Origin of the sequence: Rhodococcus sp. NBC_00297 (assembly GCF_036173065.1) — a bacterium.
Classification (GTDB): domain Bacteria; phylum Actinomycetota; class Actinomycetes; order Mycobacteriales; family Mycobacteriaceae; genus Rhodococcoides.
Genome location: NZ_CP108041.1, coordinates 3,999,967 through 4,018,215, shown reverse-complemented (window position 1 = coordinate 4,018,215; position 18,249 = coordinate 3,999,967). Strand labels below are relative to the sequence as shown.

Genomic DNA, 18,249 nt, shown 5'->3' with positions numbered 1-18,249 from the left:
ACGCGAACTACTGCGGGAGGATCGCGGCGATCTCGGCCGCGGCCTCGTCGCCGTATGCGTCGGTGAGGCGCTTGATCGCGTCGTCACGGACGAGCGTCCATTCCTGGGTGCCGGTGGTCTCGAGCACGAGCACCGCGATGAACGATCCGAGCTGGGCGGCGCGCTCGAGGCCCAGCCCGTTGGCGCGGCCGACGAGGAAGCCGGCGCGGAACGCGTCACCGACACCGGTGGGGTCGACCTTGCTGCTCTCCGGGACCACGGAGACGCGAATGTCCGTGCCGTCGGCGCCGACGATCTCGACGCCGTTCTTGCCGAGCGTGGTCACGCGCAGGCCGACGGTGTCGCGGATCTGGCGTTCGGTCAGCCCGGTCTTCTGACGGAGGAGGCCCCACTCGTACTCGTTGGTGAACAGGTACTCGGCACCCTGGATGAGCTCGGTGGCCTGCGTTCCGTCGAGGCGTGCGAGCTGCTGCGACGGATCCGCGGCGAAGGGGATGCCCAGTTCGCGGCACTCCGCCGTGTGGCGCATCATCGCGGCCGGGTCGTTGGCGCCGACCAGGACGAGTTCCAGGTCGCGACCCTCGGCCACGGTGTGGACGGAGATGTCGCCGGCCTCGGTCATCGCGCCGGGGTAGAACGAGGCGATCTGTGCCATGTCCTCGTCGGTGGTGCAGACGAAACGCGCGGTGTGAGCCGTCTCGGAGAGGGTGACGGCGGAGCAGTCGACGCCGTTGTCCTCGAGCCACGTCTGATACTCGGCGAAGTCGGGACCGACCGAGCCGACGAGCAGAGGTGCGCCGCCCAGAACACCCATGGCGTAGGCGATGTTGCCGCCCACCCCGCCCTTGCGGATGACGAGGTCGTCGACGAGGAAGCTCAGCGAGACGTGTGCCAGCTGATCGGCGAGGAACTGGTCGGCGAACCGACCGGGAAACCGCATCAGATGGTCGGTAGCAATGGAGCCGGACACCGCAATGGTCACGTCCGAGGGCCTTTCGCAGCAGGTGGAGGAGAACTGCTGTGAACCTTACCCGGGTGACGAGTGGGTGAACCCCATCAGACGGACGCCCCGGGACGACGCACCCCGGACACACGTCGTCCCCGGCACCCACGCAGGGTGCCGGGGACGGCGGGAGACTACTCGGGACTCAGTTGAAGGAGTCACCGCACGCGCACGAACCCGTGGCGTTGGGATTGTCGATCGTGAAGCCCTGCTTCTCGATGGTGTCGACGAAGTCGATCGATGCGCCCTCGACGTACGGCGCGCTCATCCGGTCCACGGCGAGAGTGACGCCGCCGAAGTCCTTGACCAGGTCGCCGTCGAGCGAGCGGTCGTCGAAGAACAGCTGGTAGCGCAGCCCTGCGCACCCGCCGGGCTGAACCGCGATGCGCAGCGCCAGGTCGTCGCGGCCTTCCTGATCCAGCAGTGCCTTGGCCTTGGACGAGGCCGCTTCGGTCATCAGGACGGCGTGCGTCTCGGTGTCGGTGGTGGTCACGTCACTGGTGGCGACGTCGTTCTGCACAGTCATGGGTTCTCCCTATCGTTCGTGCCCTCTCGGCGACAACGCCGGCGAACACAGTCAACGGTACTCCCGACCCCGCTATTCCACACGATCGCCGGGGCGGTCACGCCCACGAGCCGGTGCGGGCGACGTCCGCGGCGAGGCCGGTCAGCTGGGCGCGCGCGTCCGACATGGCGAGGTCGACCGATCCGGCGAAATCGGTCACCGAGTGCGCCGACTCGATGCCCGCCGCGCGCATGTCGTCCTCGCCCAGACGCACCTGACCGGCGAGGACCACCGTGCGCACACCGTGCTCGCGAGCCGACCCCGCGAGAGCGGTCACCACCTTTCCGCGCAACGACTGCGAGTCGAACTTCCCCTCGCCCGTCAGCACCACGTCGACCGTCGGCATCACCTCGTGGCGACGGGTGCGCTCGGCCACCAGATCGGCCCCGGACGTGCGGGTCGCTCCCAGCGCGAGCAACGCGGCGCCCAGGCCACCGGCCGCACCCGCCCCCGGCAGGTCCGCCACCGCGCGCTCGGCGACGCGATCGAGCTCGACGCACCAGTCGGCGTTCCGCTCCTCCAGCACACGCACGGTGTCCGCGTCCGCACCCTTCTGCGGTCCGAACACCGCGGCCGCACCGGCCGGACCCAGCAACGGATTGTCGACGTCCGTGGCCGCGACGAGGTCGACGTCCGCGAGAGCCGCGACCGCCGCGTCGGGTCCCCCGAGAGCCTCGATCATGCCCGCGCCGCCGTCGGTCGAGCTGCTGCCACCGAGACCGACCACCACGGTGGTCGCACCACGGGTCAGCGCCTCCGCGACGATCTGCCCCACTCCCCTGCTGGACGCCGCGACGGCCGACTCCGGATCCGGCGAACGGCCGAGGAGTCCGAGACCGACGGTCTGCGCGACCTCCACGTAGGCGGTCGCGCCGTCGAGCAACCAGCGCGCGGTCACGACGTGGCCGAGAGGTCCGGACACGGTCGACTCGATCACCTCGCCGCCGTCGGCAGCGAGTGCGTCGACGAACCCGGGTCCGCCGTCGGACTGGGGCGCGAGGATCAGCTCGTCGTCGCGCGCGCTCGACCACCCCGCCGCGATGGCATCGGCTGCTTCGGCCGCGGTCAGGGTGTCTCCGAAGGAATCGGGGGCGATGAGAACGCGCATCGGAACACTCTAACGAGGAGCGCCGGTCGTGAGAGCCCACGACTGCGGTGTTCGCGTGGTGGTGAACGTCGAATAACCTGTGGGGGTGAAGCTGCCCTTCGGTAAGTCGAGTGAGAAGTCCGACACCCAGACCCCCGTCGACCACGAGTCGACGAGCCTGGACGAGAGCACGGCGCAGACCCGCGGCAACGTCAGCCTCGGCAAGGGCCGTCCGACGCCCTCCCGGCGTGAGGCCGAGGGCCGCCGCCGTGGCCCGGTCGCACCGGCGCCGCTGACGGCCAAGGAGGCCCGGGCGCGACGCAAGGCGACGCGGGGCAGCAAGGACGAGCGCAAGGCCGCCTCGGCCGAGCGTCGCGCGAAGGCCGCGGACCAGCGTGCCCGCATGATGGCCGGCGAGGACAAGTTCCTCCTCCCCCGCGACAAGGGCCCCGTCCGCGCCTACGCACGTGACCTGGTCGACTCGCGCCGCAACTTCGTCGGACTGTTCATGCCGATGGCCCTGATCCTGCTCGTGGCACTGTTCCTGAGCCCCGAGGTGCAGTCGATCGTCACGCTCGCGCTGTTCATCATGATGATCTTCATGGGTATCGACGGCTATCTGCTCGGCCGCCGCGTCAACAACAAGGTGCGGGACCGTTTCCCCGAGACTCCGGACGGCGGCTTCAAGCTCGGCTGGTACTCGTTCGTCCGCGCGTCGCAGGTCCGCAAGATGCGTGCCCCCAAGCCTCGCGTCGGCCCCGGCGACGCGGTCTGAGCGCACCCGCGGTGACGCGCACGCTCGTCCTCGGAGGTGCCCGGTCCGGCAAGTCCGGCCATGCGGAGTCGTTGCTGGCCGGTCACGCCGAGGTCCGGTACGTGGCCACCGGGCGGCGGAACAGTGCGGACGCCGATTGGGACGCCCGCATCGACACGCATCGACGGACGCGGCCGGAGCACTGGTCCACGGTCGAGATCACCTCGTACGCGGCACTGTCCGAGGCCCTGCGGGACGACGTGCCCACACTGGTCGACGACCTGGGGACCTGGCTCACCGGCGCGCTGGACGATCTGCGCGCGTGGGACTCGCCGCGCGGCACGGTGGTGGCCGCGGTCGACGACCTGGTGACGGCCGTCGACCGGTTCGAGAGTCCGCTGGTGCTCGTCTCCCCCGAGGTGGGTCTGGGCGTGATCCCGGAGTCGCGGGCGGGCAGACTCTTCCGCGACGAGATCGGTGCCGCGAACGCCCGTCTCGCGCAGGTGTGTGACGCGGTGACGTTGGTGGTGGCCGGGTTGTCCGTCCCCCTCACCCGACCGAGTGACCGACCCACCGACCGATCGAGAGGCACGTGGTGACCGAGAGTTCCGCACTGTTCCGTCCGGTGGATCCACCCGACGCCGAGATCGCCCGTGAGGCGAGAGCCAGGCAGTCGTCGTTGACCAAGCCCGCGGACTCGCTCGGCCGTCTCGAGGACCTCGCCGTGTGGGTCGCGTCGTGCCAGGGCGTGAGCCCTCCGCATCGGTTCGCTCGGGCTCGCGCCGTGGTCTTCGCCGGCGATCACGGCATCGCCCGCGGTGGGGTCTCCGCGTACCCGCCCGAGGTGACGGCGCAGATGGTCGCGAACATCGCCGCCGGCGGCGCCGCGATCAACGCGTTGGCGACGGTGTCCGGTGCGACCGTGCGAGTGGTGGACATCGCGGTCGACGCGGACACCGACGACTCCGTGTCGTCGCACAAGGTGCGTCGCTCCAGCGGGTCGATCGACCGCGAGGACGCACTGTCGCAGGACGAGGTGATCGCCGCCCTGACAGCGGGCCGTGACATCGCCGACGAGGAGGTCGACGGCGGCGCCGACCTGTTGATCGCCGGCGACATGGGCATCGGCAACACCACCCCCGCCACCGTGCTGATCGCTGCCGTCACCAACACCGAACCGGTGGCGGCGGTCGGCCGCGGTACCGGCATCGACGACGCGGGGTGGATCCGCAAGACCGCCGCGATCCGTGACGCCCTGCGGCGTGCGCGTCCCGTCACCCGCGACCCGATCGCACTGCTGCGCACCGTCGGCGGCGCCGATCTCGCCGCGATGACCGGCTTCCTGGTGCAGGCCGCGGTGCGTCGCACACCGGTGCTGCTCGACGGCGTCGTCGTCACGGCGGCGGCACTGGTCGCGAACGATCTCTCGGTCGGCGCCTCGTCGTGGTGGCTGGCCGGCCATCGGTCGACGGAACCGGCACACGCCTTGGCGCTCGCACACCTGCGACTCGATCCCCTGCTCGACCTGTCGATGCGCCTCGGCGAGGGCTCGGGGGCGATGGTCGCGCTACCGATCCTGTCCGGTGCCGTCGCGACACTCGCCGACATGGCGACGTTCTCCGATGCCGGAGTGAGCACGCGGCCCTGATGTTCCTGGACCCGGTGCGCCTGGCGTTCTCCTGGCTGACGGTGCTGCCGGTGCGTGGTCCGGACGCCGTCGATCGCGACGACGCACGCCGCGCGATCGGGATCGTCCCACTCGTGGGCCTGGCGCTGGGCGGCGCGGCCGCACTGGTGGTGTGGTCGTGCGCCGCAGCCGACCTGCCGCCGACGCTCGCGGGACTGCTGGGCGTCGGCACCCTGGCGCTGCTGACCCGCGGAATGCATCTCGACGGGCTCGCGGACACCGCGGACGGACTCGGGTCCTACGGCCCGGCCGAGCGTGCGCTGGCGATCATGAAGTCCGGGTCCACCGGACCGTTCGGGGCCGCGACCCTCGTTCTGACTCTCGGCGTGCAGGCGGTGGCCATGGGCGAACTCGTCTCTCGGGGAGACACTCTCGCGATCGTGGTCGCTGCCGTCGTGTCCCGGTGCGCCGTCGTGATCGTGTGCCGCCGCTCGGTGCCCGCCGCCACCGGCAGTGGCTTCGGCTCACTCGTCGCGGCGTCGCAGTCACCCGCCGTGGTCACCCTGTGGGTCCTCGTGGCACTCGCCGCCGGGCTGCTCGCCGTCCCCGGCGTCCCGCTGCAGGGAGTGGCAGCCGTCGCGGTGGCACTCGCTGCCGTCACTCTGCTCGCCCGGCACTGCGTTCGGCGATTCGGCGGTCTCGTCGGTGACGTGCTCGGGGCGAGCATCGAGCTGACCACCGCCGTGGTGCTCGTGCTCTGCCTCGTCGGCTGAGCGATCAGTCGCGCAGCGTGCTCATCCAGCCGTGGGTGTCGGCGAAGGTGCCGCGCTGGATTCCGGTGAGTGTGTCGCGCAGCGCCATGGTGACCTCGCCGGGCTCTCCGGTACCGATACGGAAGTCGCCCTCGGCCGACTTCACACTGCCGACTGGGGTGATCACGGCTGCGGTGCCGCACGCGAAGACCTCGGTGATCTCGCCCGACTCCGCCTTCTTCTGCCACTCGTCCGTGGAGATCTTGCGCTCCTCCACGGCGAAGCCCGCGTCCGTGGCGAGCGCCAGCAGCGAGTCACGCGTGATGCCGGGCAGCAGCGAGCCGGACAGGGACGGCGTGACCAACCGCGCGTCGGGTCCGGAGCCGAAGACGAAGAACAGGTTCATCCCGCCCATCTCCTCGACGTAGCGGCGCTCGAGCGCGTCGAGCCACACGACCTGGTCGCAGCCCTGGTCCGCGGCCTGCGCCTGGGCCAGCAACGAGGCCGCGTAGTTGCCCGCGAACTTCGCGGCGCCGGTGCCGCCCGGCGCGGCGCGCACGTACTCGGTGGAGAGCCACACGCTGACCGGCTTGACCCCGCGCGGGAAGTACGCGCCGGCGGGCGAGGCGATGAGGAGGTAGCGGTAGGAGGACGACGGGCGCACGCCCAGCCCCGCCTCGGTGGCGAACATGAACGGCCGCAGGTAGAGCGCGTCCTCGCCGCCGGCGACGGGCACCCACTCGTGGTCGACGGCGAGCAGCTGCTCGATCGACTCGCGGAACAGCTCCACCGGCAGGGCCGGCATCGCCAACCGCGCGGCCGAGCTCTGCAGGCGCTCCGCGTTCGCGCCGGGGCGGAACGACGCGAGACTGCCGTCGGGCTGGCGGTAGACCTTGAGACCTTCGAAGATGGCCTGGCCGTAGTGCAGAACCATGGCCGCGGGATCCATCGGGAACGGCGCGTAGGGCGTCACCACCGCGTCGTGCCACCCGGTGCCGGCGTCGTAGTCGATGGCCACCATGTGATCGGTGAAGTGCACGCCGAACCCGGGCGCCTGCAACACCGCTGCCCGCGCTTCCGCGGTGGCGGGCGACGGGTGCTCGTGACGCGTGAATTCCAGGCCAGTCATGCCGAACACTCTAAAGCAGCGTGGTGTGGCATCTCACCGCACGTGCGCCTCGACGAACGGCGGCCTGACCACCTCGCACGCGATCGCCCGACCACGCACGTCCACGTCGACCGCGTCACCGACGGCGACGCCCGCCGCGGTGTCGAGCAACGCGAGCGCGATGCCCACCTTGAGGGTCGGCGAGAAGGTGCCGGACGTGGTCGCACCAACCGGTTCTCCGGTGCCGACCGAATTCCCCGGGCGCAGGACGGTCAGATCCGGACGCAGCACACCGCGTCCGACGGCGCGGAGGCCGACGAGGGTGCGGGGTGCGCCCGCCTCCTTCTGCGCCACGAGGGCGTCGCGTCCGCGGAACTCGTCCTTCTTCCAGCCCACCGCCCAGCCGCAGCGCGCTTCCAGCGGACTGATGTCGACGGACAGCTCGTGCCCGTGCAGCGGGTAGCCCATCTCGGTGCGCAGCGTGTCGCGCGCTCCGAGACCGGCGGGCTCGCCGCCCACCTCGCGCACCGCGCCCAGCAGCGCCTCGAACAGCGACGCGGCCGTGTCCCACTGCGGCAGCAGCTCGTACCCGTGCTCCCCCGTGTAGCCGGTGCGACAGACCCGTACCGAGCCGGATCCGAACGCGACGTCCTCGAACGCCATGTAATCGAGGGAGGACGGCAGCCCGACGGCGGCGAGGACGTCGGCCGACCGCGGTCCCTGCACGGCGAGGACGCCGTACTCCCGGTGGGCCGAGCGGACCTCGATGCCGGCCGGGGCACCCTGCGCGAGCACCTCGACCACGGCGGCGGTGTTGGCCGCGTTGGGCACGAGGAACACCTCGTCGTCGGACACGAGGTAGGCGATGAGGTCGTCGACCACTCCGCCGTTCTCGGTGCAGCACAACGTGTACTGCGCCTGGCCGGGCCCGATGCGGTCGAGCGCGTTGGTCAGCACCGAGTCGACGTACGCCGCGGCGCCGGGACCGGAGACGACCGCCTTGCCCAGGTGACTCACGTCGAACAACCCCGCGGTGGTGCGCGTCGACGTGTGCTCGGAGACGGTGCCCGCGTACGACACCGGCATCGTCCACCCGCCGAAGGGGGCGAACGTGGCTCCGAGGGCGACGTGCGCCTCGTGGACCGGACCGTGCAACAACTCTTCGCTCATGGTGGGGAACGCTAACTCAGACGAGCCCGATGTCGGGGTCGGCATACGATCGACTGCGTCGCTCCACCCTCACCGACCGTCCCCGACCATCAGGAGCAGCAGCACGTGAGCAGTCAGTCGCAGCGCACACTCGGACCCGAACTGGTCCTCGCCGGAACCATCGACAAGGCCGTCGAGGTCGTCGTCGTCGGACTCGAGAAGACCGACGACGGTGTCCGCATCGTCGGCGAGGACTTCCTCGGGAACGCCGCCGCAGACGTCCTCGCCGCGGTCACGGCCCTCGGCGCCACCGGCCGGGCCGATCAGGTCACCCGCGTTCCCGCACCCTCGTCCCTGCCCGCCGCCAGCGTTCTCGCCGTCGGTCTGGGCACCGCCGCCGAGCGCACCGACGACGTGCTGCGTCGTGCGGCCGGATCGGCGGCGCGCGCGCTCACCGGCATCGGCCACGTCGCGACGACCCTGTCCGCCGTCGGCCTCGCCGCCGCCGCGGAGGGCCTCTACCTCGGCGCCTACCAGTTCAGCGAGTACAAGCAGAAGTCGGCGCCCAAGGACGACGCGACACCGATCACCCGGGTGGATCTGCTCGTCGGATCGCCGCGCGACAAGCAGGCTCGCGCCGAACTCGCGCGCTCCGAGGCCGTCGCCGAGGCGGTCGCCACCGCGCGTGACCTCGTCAACACGCCCCCGAGCCACCTCTTCCCGGCCGAGTTCGCCGAGCGCGCCCGTGCCCTCGGGACCGAGGCCGGCCTCACCGTGCAGGTGCTCGACGAGAAGGCACTCGAGCGCGGGGGCTACGGCGGCATCGTCGGCGTCGGCAAGGGCTCGTCCCGCCCGCCGCGTCTGGTCCGGCTGTCCTGGTCCGGCGGAAAGAAGAAGTCCCCCACCGTCGCTCTCGTCGGCAAGGGCATCACGTTCGACACCGGCGGCATCTCCATCAAGCCCGCGGCGGGCATGGAGAACATGACCTCGGACATGGCCGGCGCGGCCGCCGTCGTCGCGACGGTGGTGCTGGCGGCCAAGTTGAAGCTGCCGATCGACGTCACCGCGACGGTGCCGATGGCCGAGAACATGCCGTCGTCCACGGCGCAGCGTCCCGGCGACGTGCTGACCCAGTACGGCGGCACCACGGTCGAGGTCATCAACACCGACGCCGAGGGCCGCCTCATTCTCGCCGACGCCATCGTGCGCGCCTGCGAGGACGAGCCGGACTATCTCATCGACACCGCGACCCTCACCGGAGCGCAGATGGTCGCCCTCGGCACACGCACCCCGGGTGTCATGGGCACCGAGGTGTTCCGCGACCGCGTCGCCGCCATCTCGCAGCGCATCGGCGAGAACGCCTGGGCGATGCCGCTGCCGGCCGAACTGCGACCCGATCTCGACTCCCGCGTCGCCGACCTCGCCAACGTCACCAACCACCGGTGGGGCGGCATGCTCGCGGCCGGGCTCTACCTGAAGGAGTTCGTCGCCGAGGGCGTCCAGTGGGCGCACATCGACGTGGCCGGGCCGGCCTTCAACACCGGCGGGCCGCACGGCTACACGAGCAAGGGCGGCACCGGTGTCCCGGTGCGTACCATGATCTCGGTGCTCGAGGACATCGCCGAGCAGGGCTGACCCGCTCGCGCGAGCGGGGAGCTCAGGCTCCCTGCTCGCGCCTCCGGATGATCTTCTGTCGGGCGTCGTGGTCCCGCATCCGCTGCGGATACCCGGTCTTGCGCACGTCGTAGACCGGGATCTTCAGGTCCTCGCCCAGCTTGCGCGCGCCCTTCTCGCCGCCCACCGCGCGGCGGGTCCACTCACCGTCGTTCGCGACCAGCACCACGGTGATCGGAGTGACCGTCGTCTCCGGTTCGACGTAGGCCTCGACGCCGATGCGGGCGGCCGTCCAGTCGGCGAGATGCGCTCTGTCGGACGACGACGCTCCGCCTCGGGATCGACTCGGGCGCTTGAATCTGTCGAACAGTCCCACGGTGTCTCCTCCATCCGCCGAGCAGTGCACGCGACTCTCGCGTGCACGAAATGCACTCAATCCGGTCCACACCATCATCCGGACGGCACGCCGACCCCACCGAGCGCGAACCGTCTCACGAAGTGACAGGATGATCGGGCATCGCGTGAACCATCTCACGGTGCGCGTCACCCGTTACCGGCACAACTCGCCGCGAGAACGGTGCGACGCGGCCACAATGGTCCACGTACCGCGACCGGCTAGACACCACACCCGCTAGCGACCACGAGCCGCTACACCCGTACTACAACTTGTCGAGGAGTCAACAGACATGACCTTCTCCGTCCAGATGCCAGCTCTCGGTGAAAGCGTCACCGAGGGGACTGTCACACGGTGGCTGAAACAGGAGGGGGACACGGTCGAAGTCGACGAACCCTTGCTCGAAGTCTCCACCGACAAGGTGGACACGGAGATTCCGTCTCCGGCAGCGGGTGTCCTGACCAAGATCGTCGCGCAGGAGGACGACACCGTCGAGATCGGCGGTGAGCTCGGTGTCATCGGTGACGCGGACGAGGCGCCGTCCGACGGCGACGACTCGAGCAGCGACGAAGCCGACGCAGGCCCGTCCGACGCCGCCGAGCAGGCGTCCGTCGAGGGCGAGAGCGAGGCCGACGCGCCCGCACCCGACAGCGACGACGACGGCGGTGCGAGCAGCGGTTCCACCGGTGGCGGCGACGGCACTCCCGTCACGATGCCCGAACTGGGCGAGTCCGTCACGGAGGGCACCGTCACCCGGTGGCTCAAGGCCGTCGGCGACGAGGTCGCCGTGGACGAGCCGCTCCTCGAGGTCTCCACCGACAAGGTCGACACCGAGATCCCGTCCCCGGTCGCCGGCACCCTGCTCGAGATCAGCGCCGAGGAGGACGACACCGTCGAGGTCGGCGGCCAGCTCGCCGTCATCGGTTCCGGTGCTCCCGCGAAGAAGGAGCCCGAGCCCGAGCCCGAGCCGGAGCCCGAGAAGAAGCCGGAACCCAAGGCCGAAGCGAAGCCCGCCGAGAAGCCCGCCAAGCAGGCCGACCCCGAGCCCGCCGGCGAGGTCTACACGCCGGAGCCGAAGTCCGAGAGCAAGTCCGAGAACTCCTCGAAGTCCGAGTCCGAGGCGCCTGCAGGTGACTCGAACGCAAGCGGTTCCAGCCCGTACGTCACTCCCCTGGTGCGCAAGCTCGCGCAGGAGAACGACGTCGACCTGAACTCCGTGTCGGGAACCGGCGTGGGTGGGCGCATCCGCAAGCAGGACGTCCTCGCCGCCGCAGAGGCGAAGAAGGCACCGGCCGAGGAGAAGGCCGCTCCGGCTGCCGCAGCTCCCGCCGCGTCCGCCACGCCCTCGGCACCGTCCACTGCCGGCGTGCGGCCCGAACTCGCGCACCTGCGCGGTTCGACGCAGAAGATCAACCGCATCCGGCAGATCACCGCCAAGAAGACCCGCGAGTCGCTGCAGACGTCGGCGCAGCTCACGCAGGTGTTCGAGGTCGACCTGACCAAGGTGGCAGCACTGCGCACCCGCGCCAAGGCCACGTTCAAGGAGCGCGAGGGCGTCAACCTGACGTTCCTGCCGTTCTTCGCGAAGGCCGTCGTCGAGGCGCTCAAGGTTCACCCCAACGTGAACGCGAGCATCGACGAGGAGAAGAAGGAGATCACGTACCACGACGCCGAGCACCTGGGCATCGCGGTGGACACCGAGCAGGGCCTCCTCTCCCCCGTCATCCACAACGCGGGCGACCTGTCGCTGGCCGGCATCGCACGCGCCATCGCGGACATCGCGGCACGGGCACGGTCGAACGGCCTCAAGCCGGACGAGCTGTCCGGTGGCACGTTCACCATCACCAACATCGGCAGCCAGGGCGCCCTGTTCGACACGCCGATCCTGGTTCCGCCGCAGGCCGCCATGTTGGGCACCGGGGCCATCGTCAAGCGCCCGGTCGTGGTGACCGACGCCTCGGGCAGCGAGTCCATCGGTGTCCGCTCCATGGCGTTCCTGCCGCTCACCTACGACCACCGTCTCGTCGACGGCGCCGATGCGGGTCGCTTCCTGACCACCATCAAGCACCGCCTCGAGGAGGGCGCGTTCGAAGCCGACCTCGGCCTCTGACGCTTCTTCGGTAATCTCGGAAGTCCCCGACACTTCGCAGCCCCGACCTCCGGGAATCTGTGACCTGTCGAACGAGGGGGCACTCGCTGCACACCGTGCAGTGGGTGCCCCCGTCGCCGTCCCAGGAGGCAGTCACTCGTGCGCATCGTCATCGCAGGTTCGTCCGGACTCATCGGCACGTCGCTCGTGGCGGCGTTGCGCAGCGGAGGGCACGACGTCTTCCGCCTCGTCCGCCGTGCACCCGCGGGACCGGACGAGATCGGCTGGGATCCCACCGCCGGATCGCTCGACCCGGAGGCGCTGAAGGGCGCCGACGCCGTGGTGAACCTGTGCGGTGTCGGGATCGGTGACAAGCGGTGGACCGGCGCGTACAAGCAGGCCGTCCGCGACAGTCGCATCGTCCCCACAGAGGTGATCTCCCGCGCCGTCGTCGAGGCGAAGGTGCCGACGCTCGTCAACGCCAGCGGCATCAACTTCTACGGTGACACCGGCGACACCGTGGTCGACGAGACGGCGCCGGTCGGTACGGGCTTCCTCGCCGAGGTGTGTCGCGACTGGGAGGACGCCACGTCCTTCGCGGCCTCGAACGGCGTCCGGGTGGTGTTCCTGCGCAGCGCTGCCGTCCTGTCCCGGCACGGCGGCATGATGGGCAAGCTCCGCCCGCTGTACCTCTTCGCGCTGGGCGGTCGGCTCGGCAGCGGCCGCCAGTACTTCCCGTGGATCTCACTGACGGACGAGGTCCGGGCGATCGTCTTCACCCTCGAGAATCAGGACATCACCGGACCGGTCAACCTCCAAGGGCCCGCACCGGTGACCAACGCCCAGTTCAACAGCGCCATGTCGCGAGCGGTGCATCGCCCGGCACCGTGGATGGTGCCCGGGTTCGCGATCTCCGCGATCATTGGCGAGTTCGCGAACGAGGCCATCCTGCACAATCCGCGAGCCATCCCCGCGGTGCTCGAGAAGCACGGATTCACGTTCGAGCACAACACCATCGGAGAGGCGCTCGCGGACACCGTCGGCTGACCCGGCGGCGTACTCTTCGATGTCATGATCACCCGCTCCGCCCGCGCCGACTCCCGGCCGATGCTCGTGCGTTCGCTCGGCACGATCGACTACCTCGACGCTCTCGAGATCCAGCGCGAGGTCGCCGGCCGTCGTGCCGAGAACGTCGGCGCCGACGAGTTGCTGCTTCTCGAGCATCCCGCCGTCTTCACCGCGGGTCGGCGTACGGCTCCCGAGGATCGGCCGCGCGACGGCACCCCCGTCATCGACGTCGACCGTGGCGGCAAGATCACCTGGCACGGTCCCGGGCAGCTGGTCGGCTATCCCATCGTGCGGCTCGCGGAGCCCGTCGACGTCGTTCGGTACGTCCGGCTGATCGAGGAAGCACTCATCGCCGTGTGCACCGATCTGGGCCTCGAGGTCGGGCGTATCGACGGCCGTTCCGGCGTCTGGCTCGCGGCCGGCGAGGTGCGCGGAGCCCGAGATTCTGGTCCGGGATGGCAGCCCGAACGCAAGGTGGCTGCCATCGGGGTCCGCGTGCAGCGGGGTGTGGCTCTGCACGGCTTCGCCCTGAACTGCAATGCGTCCCTGGAGGGCTTCGGCACCATCGTTCCGTGCGGTATCGCGGACGCCGGCGTCACCACACTGTCGGACGAACTCGGCCGCGACGTGACCGTCGACGAGGTCACTCCGGCGGTCACGCAGCGCATCCTGGACGCACTCGACGGTGCCCTGCCGTTGGCGGTGCACGATCTGGACAGAACGCCCGTCGCACCCACGCCACGCTTCACCACGGTGAACTTCGGCGGATGACCCCCCGCGAGTAGCATCGATGCGGTGACCGTCGCACCCGAGAACTCTCCTGCACAAGCTCCGAACGGACGCAAGCTTCTCCGCCTCGAGATCCGAAACGCGGAGACCCCGATCGAACGCAAACCGTCGTGGATCAAGACCCGCGCGAAGATGGGCCCCGAGTACTCCGAACTCAAGGGACTCGTCAAGCGCGAGGGACTGCACACGGTGTGCGAAGAGGCCGGGTGTCCCAACATCTACGAATGCTGGGAAGACCGCGAAGCCACGTTCCTCATCGGCGGTGAGCAGTGCACCCGTCGCTGCGACTTCTGCCAGATCGACACCGGCAAACCTGCCGACCTCGATCGGGACGAGCCGCGCCGCGTGGCCGAGTCGGTGCAGGCGATGGGTCTGCGCTACTCCACCATCACGGGTGTCGCCCGCGACGATCTCGAGGACGGCGGCGCCTGGCTGTACGCCGAGACCGTCCGTGAGATCAAGCGCCTCAACCCCAACACCGGTGTCGAGCTGCTGATCCCCGACTTCAACGCCGACCCGGACCAGCTGGCCGAGGTCTTCTCCTCGCGCCCCGAGGTGCTCGCGCACAACGTGGAGACGGTGCCGCGCATCTTCAAGCGCATCCGTCCCGCATTCCGCTACCAGCGCAGCCTCGACGTCATCACCGCGGCGCGCGACGCCGGCCTGGTGACCAAGTCGAACCTGATCCTGGGCATGGGCGAGACCTACGAGGAAGTCACGCAGGCGATGCAGGACCTGCACGACGCCGGCTGCGACATCCTCACCATCACCCAGTACCTGCGCCCGTCGCCGCGGCACCATCCGGTCGACCGGTGGGCCAAGCCGGAGGAATTCGTCGAGCACTCCAAGGCCGCCGAGGCCATGGGCTACGCCGGCGTCCTCGCCGGTCCCCTGGTCCGCTCCTCGTACCGCGCGGGTCGCCTCTACGCGCAGGCCATGGCTCACCACGGCCGTGCGATCTCCGAGAACATGTCCCACCTCGAGCACGGCGGCGAGGCGTCCCAGGAAGCCAGCTCGCTGATGGCGCGCCTGGCAGCCCGCTGACCCCACACCCCCAGCGACACCACGCGGCCCGCCGTCCTACCGGATGGCGGGCCGCGCTGCGTCTGCGCCTATCCTGGGAGCCATGGCGAACGGCGGTACAGCAGGCAAGGGCAAGGCCTCGAAAGAGGCGAAGGCCGCGGCGAAGGCAGCACGCAAGCAGGCCTCGAAGGAACGGCGCTCCCAGTTGTGGCAGGCCTTCCAGATGCAGCGCAAGGAGGACAAGCTCCTCCTGCCGCTGATGATCGGATCGGTCGTCGGTATGGCGGTGCTGTTCTTCCTGATCGGGCTGATCTTCGGGATCGAGTGGCTCCTGCTGCCGTTCGGGCTCCTCATCGGTGTGCTCATCGCGTTCGTGATCTTCGGTCGCCGCGTGCAGAAGTCGGTGTACGGCAAGGCCGAGGGCCAGGCCGGCGCCGCCGCGTGGGCACTGGACAACCTGCAGGGCGGGTGGCGTGTCAAGACCGCCATCGCCGGCACCACGCAGCTGGACGCCGTGCACCGCGTCATCGGTCGTCCCGGCGTCATCCTGGTGGCCGAGGGCGCACCGCAGCGCGTGAAGGCACTGCTGGCGCAGGAGAAGAAGAAGACCGCACGCCTCGTCGGCGACACCCCGATCTACGACGTCGTCGTCGGCAACGACGAGGGCCAGGTGCCGCTCTCGCAGCTGCAGAAGTACCTGACCAAGCTGCCGAAGAACATCGACAGCAAGCGCATGGAGACCATCGAGTCACGGCTCTCGGCGCTGGGCGCCCGCGGTGGCCCGGCACTCCCCAAGGGACCGATGCCGGGCGGCGCGAAGATGAAGGGTGTGCAGCGCACCATCAAGCGTCGCTAGTGGCCTCCGGCCCCACTATCGGGACATGAGGAGTGCGGTGCCCGTCGCGCGGTCGTGCATGCCGCGGCTGTCGATGTCGGTGATGACGGCGGGCACCACGAAGGCGATGAAGACCTGACGCACCAGCGCGCGCACGACTCCCACGCGGCCCGGAGCGTCGATGCGCGCCACCTGCATGCCCATGCAGAACTGACCGGGCGTGAAGGAGAACAAGCTCACGGACACGAATCCGAGCAGGAACCACACTCCCAGGGTCAGGGTCGACAGGTTGCCCCCGGCGACGCTGCCGCCGAGGAACAGCGCGGACACACCCATCGACATCAGCCAGTCGATGGCCAACGCCGCGACACGCCTCGGTGTCGGCGCGAGCGAACCCGGCCCCACCTTGGGAAGTCCCAGGTACTCGCCCTGGTAGGCCTGCTGCTCGTGGTCACCGTCGGGCAGCGCGGCGGCGGGGCCCGAGAGCCACGATCCGGTCATCCGTGCCATGAGTGTTCTCCATACTGGTGTGAGTGCGGGGCCATTGCTCCAGGATAGGTGTCGCCCCGGCGGGAGGGTCTTCCCACCGGCCACCAGCTGCGACGACGGGACGCGTAACACCGACGAAACACGGACTTGACGGTGAGGCAACACCACTTCCCTACCGTCGGCGTGGCGCAGCTGCCGCACTCACACAGACGTCGCGGACCAGCACTCGACAAGAAGGAGTTCCAGCGTGGATTTCACCACGGCCGAAGAGGTCATCAAGTACATAGCGGACGAGAGCGTCGAGTACGTCGACATCCGTTTCACCGATCTCCCGGGTATCCAGCAGCACTTCTCGATCGCGGCGAAGGCGTTCACCAAGGACACCCTCGAAGACGGTCTCGCGTTCGATGGCTCGTCCGTGCGTGGCTTCCAGTCGATCCACGAGTCGGACATGATGCTGCTGCCCGACTACGGCACCGCTCAGATCGACCCGTTCCGTCACGCCAAGACGCTGAACATGGACTTCTTCGTCCACGATCCGTACACCCGCGAGTCCTACAGCCGCGACCCCCGCAACGTCGCGCGCAAGGCCGAGGAGTACCTCGCCAGCACCGGCATCGCCGACACCGCGTTCTTCGGTCCCGAGGCCGAGTTCTACATCTTCGACTCGGTGCGCTACGACTCCCAGATGAACGGCGCGTTCTACGAGCTCGACTCGAGCTCCGGCGCCTGGAACACCGGCGCCGAGACCGAGGCCGACGGGTCCCCCAACCTCGGCTACAAGGTCCGCCCGAAGGGCGGCTACTTCCCCGTCGCGCCGTACGACCACTACGTCGACATCCGCGACGCCATCTCCACCAACCTGCAGAACGCGGGCTTCGAGCTCGAGCGCGGCCACCACGAGGTCGGCACCGGCGGTCAGCAGGAGATCAACTACAAGTTCAACACCATGCTGCGTGCAGCCGACGACCTGCAGCTGTTCAAGTACATCGTCAAGAACACCTGCTGGCAGCACGGCAAGTCCGCGACCTTCATGCCGAAGCCGCTCTTCGGTGACAACGGCTCGGGCATGCACGTCCACCAGTCGCTCTGGAAGGACGGCAAGCCGCTCTTCTACGACGAGAAGGGCTACGCGGGTCTGTCAGATCTCGCTCGTCACTACATCGGCGGCATCCTGCACCACGCGCCGTCGCTGCTGGCGTTCACGAACCCGACGATCAACTCGTACCACCGCCTGGTGCCGGGCTACGAGGCCCCCATCAACCTGGTGTACTCGGGCCGTAACCGCTCGGCCGCCGTCCGTATCCCCACCACGGGCAACAACCCGAAGGCCAAGCGTCTCGAGTTCCGCGCGCCCGACGCGTCCGGTAACCCGTACCTGTCGTTCGCCGCGCAGATGATGGCCGGCCTGGACGGCATCAAGAACAAGATCGAGCCACTCGCTCCCGTCGACAAGGACCTCTACGAGCTCCCGCCCGAGGAAGCGAAGAACATCCCGCAGGCACCCACCTCGCTGCCTGCCGTGATCGACCGCCTCGAGGCCGACCACGAGTACCTCACCGCCGGTGGCGTCTTCACCACCGACCTGATCGAGACCTGGATCTCGCTCAAGCGTGAGAACGAGATCGCGCCGGTGAACCTCCGTCCGCATCCGTACGAGTTCCAGCTGTACTACGACTGCTGAGTCACGCTCCACCACGTCGAGCCCGCTCCGGACCCTGTCCGGCGCGGGCTCGCGTCGTTTCCGGGACGATTCGGGAACGATGCGGACACGACTCGACCGAAAGCTGGATTGAACTCCGAACTTTCGGGGTAGACACGGGTGTCCGCTGTGTTCCGGGTGACGATCCACCCGGCCGCCGGACGTCGTGGCACCACCACAGTCGCGTCTCTCCTGTTGCCG

The 18,249-nt window shown here is 69.5% G+C and carries 18 protein-coding genes; 11 read left to right on the top strand and 7 right to left on the bottom strand.

Annotated features, from left to right (window positions below; all coding sequences use genetic code 11):
- Positions 1 to 7: 7 nt before the first annotated feature.
- The 3 genes from OG947_RS18990 to OG947_RS18980 all read right to left on the bottom strand — a co-directional run bounded on the left by OG947_RS18990 (position 8) and on the right by OG947_RS18980 (position 2,676).
- The gene (locus tag OG947_RS18990) at positions 8 to 982 is read right to left on the bottom strand and encodes a carbohydrate kinase family protein (protein WP_328812630.1); all 975 of its coding nucleotides are present in this window, start codon (positions 980 to 982) and stop codon (positions 8 to 10) included.
- Between the two features lie 166 nt (positions 983 to 1,148).
- Complete coding sequence (locus OG947_RS18985) at positions 1,149 to 1,529, bottom strand: HesB/IscA family protein (protein WP_027505809.1); 381 nt, start codon at positions 1,527 to 1,529, stop codon at positions 1,149 to 1,151.
- Positions 1,530 to 1,626: 97 nt separating this feature from the next.
- Entirely contained in the window at positions 1,627 to 2,676 is a 1,050-nt protein-coding gene (locus tag OG947_RS18980; protein ID WP_222630528.1) for a glycerate kinase family protein, read from the bottom strand.
- 85 nt (positions 2,677 to 2,761) lie between these two features.
- Here OG947_RS18980 and OG947_RS18975 point away from each other — a divergent pair, with 85 nt between their 5' ends.
- The 4 genes from OG947_RS18975 to cobS are packed head-to-tail and all read left to right on the top strand — an operon-like array spanning position 2,762 to position 5,809.
- Entirely contained in the window at positions 2,762 to 3,430 is a 669-nt protein-coding gene (locus OG947_RS18975; RefSeq protein ID WP_027505807.1) for a DUF3043 domain-containing protein, read from the top strand.
- A gap of 11 nt (positions 3,431 to 3,441) precedes the next feature.
- On the top strand, positions 3,442 to 4,008 hold the full coding sequence (locus tag OG947_RS18970) for a bifunctional adenosylcobinamide kinase/adenosylcobinamide-phosphate guanylyltransferase (protein WP_056445647.1): 567 nt from the start codon (positions 3,442 to 3,444) through the stop codon (positions 4,006 to 4,008).
- Entirely contained in the window at positions 4,002 to 5,057 is a 1,056-nt protein-coding gene (cobT, locus tag OG947_RS18965; protein ID WP_037185716.1) for a nicotinate-nucleotide--dimethylbenzimidazole phosphoribosyltransferase, read from the top strand. The genes OG947_RS18970 and cobT overlap by 7 nt, the downstream gene beginning before the upstream one ends.
- Complete coding sequence (gene cobS / locus OG947_RS18960) at positions 5,057 to 5,809, top strand: adenosylcobinamide-GDP ribazoletransferase (protein ID WP_328812628.1); 753 nt, start codon at positions 5,057 to 5,059, stop codon at positions 5,807 to 5,809. Before cobT ends, cobS begins: the two co-directional genes overlap by 1 nt.
- Before the next feature lie 4 nt (positions 5,810 to 5,813).
- On the opposite strand, the gene OG947_RS18955 is transcribed toward cobS, so the two are convergent.
- Positions 5,814 to 6,917 (bottom strand): branched-chain amino acid aminotransferase, encoded by a 1,104-nt coding sequence (locus tag OG947_RS18955; protein ID WP_027505804.1) that lies wholly within the window; start codon positions 6,915 to 6,917, stop codon positions 5,814 to 5,816.
- Positions 6,918 to 6,950: 33 nt separating this feature from the next.
- Positions 6,951 to 8,066, bottom strand: coding sequence for a glycine cleavage system aminomethyltransferase GcvT (gene gcvT / locus OG947_RS18950; protein ID WP_027505803.1), 1,116 nt, complete (start codon positions 8,064 to 8,066; stop codon positions 6,951 to 6,953).
- Positions 8,067 to 8,171: 105 nt separating this feature from the next.
- Between gcvT and OG947_RS18945 the strand changes: the two genes are divergently transcribed.
- Positions 8,172 to 9,680 carry a leucyl aminopeptidase gene (locus OG947_RS18945; protein WP_222630518.1) on the top strand — a complete coding sequence of 503 codons (1,509 nt, stop codon included), beginning with the start codon at positions 8,172 to 8,174 and terminating at the stop codon, positions 9,678 to 9,680.
- A gap of 22 nt (positions 9,681 to 9,702) precedes the next feature.
- Here OG947_RS18945 and OG947_RS18940 read toward each other — a convergent pair whose 3' ends face one another.
- Positions 9,703 to 10,035: a hypothetical protein gene (locus OG947_RS18940; protein ID WP_027505801.1), complete on the bottom strand. Its 333-nt coding sequence runs from the start codon at positions 10,033 to 10,035 to the stop codon at positions 9,703 to 9,705.
- A gap of 310 nt (positions 10,036 to 10,345) precedes the next feature.
- Here OG947_RS18940 and sucB point away from each other — a divergent pair, with 310 nt between their 5' ends.
- The 5 genes from sucB (at position 10,346) to OG947_RS18915 (ending at position 15,878) form a co-directional block, all read left to right on the top strand.
- Positions 10,346 to 12,163 carry a 2-oxoglutarate dehydrogenase, E2 component, dihydrolipoamide succinyltransferase gene (gene sucB, locus OG947_RS18935; RefSeq protein WP_328812626.1) on the top strand — a complete coding sequence of 606 codons (1,818 nt, stop codon included), beginning with the start codon at positions 10,346 to 10,348 and terminating at the stop codon, positions 12,161 to 12,163.
- Between the two features lie 138 nt (positions 12,164 to 12,301).
- Positions 12,302 to 13,189, top strand: coding sequence for a TIGR01777 family oxidoreductase (locus OG947_RS18930; RefSeq protein ID WP_056445658.1), 888 nt, complete (start codon positions 12,302 to 12,304; stop codon positions 13,187 to 13,189).
- A gap of 24 nt (positions 13,190 to 13,213) precedes the next feature.
- Positions 13,214 to 13,981, top strand: a complete 768-nt coding sequence (lipB, locus tag OG947_RS18925) for a lipoyl(octanoyl) transferase LipB (RefSeq protein ID WP_328812625.1) — start codon at positions 13,214 to 13,216, stop codon at positions 13,979 to 13,981.
- A gap of 24 nt (positions 13,982 to 14,005) precedes the next feature.
- A complete protein-coding gene (gene lipA, locus OG947_RS18920) occupies positions 14,006 to 15,043 on the top strand; it encodes a lipoyl synthase (protein ID WP_027505797.1) in 1,038 nt (345 codons plus the stop codon).
- 82 nt (positions 15,044 to 15,125) lie between these two features.
- Complete coding sequence (locus OG947_RS18915) at positions 15,126 to 15,878, top strand: DUF4191 domain-containing protein (protein WP_056445665.1); 753 nt, start codon at positions 15,126 to 15,128, stop codon at positions 15,876 to 15,878.
- Positions 15,879 to 15,893: 15 nt separating this feature from the next.
- On the opposite strand, the gene OG947_RS18910 is transcribed toward OG947_RS18915, so the two are convergent.
- The gene (locus tag OG947_RS18910) at positions 15,894 to 16,367 is read right to left on the bottom strand and encodes an RDD family protein (RefSeq protein ID WP_027505795.1); all 474 of its coding nucleotides are present in this window, start codon (positions 16,365 to 16,367) and stop codon (positions 15,894 to 15,896) included.
- 226 nt (positions 16,368 to 16,593) lie between these two features.
- Here OG947_RS18910 and glnA point away from each other — a divergent pair, with 226 nt between their 5' ends.
- The gene (gene glnA, locus OG947_RS18905) at positions 16,594 to 18,030 is read left to right on the top strand and encodes a type I glutamate--ammonia ligase (RefSeq protein ID WP_027505794.1); all 1,437 of its coding nucleotides are present in this window, start codon (positions 16,594 to 16,596) and stop codon (positions 18,028 to 18,030) included.
- The last annotated feature ends 219 nt before the right edge of the window (positions 18,031 to 18,249 follow it).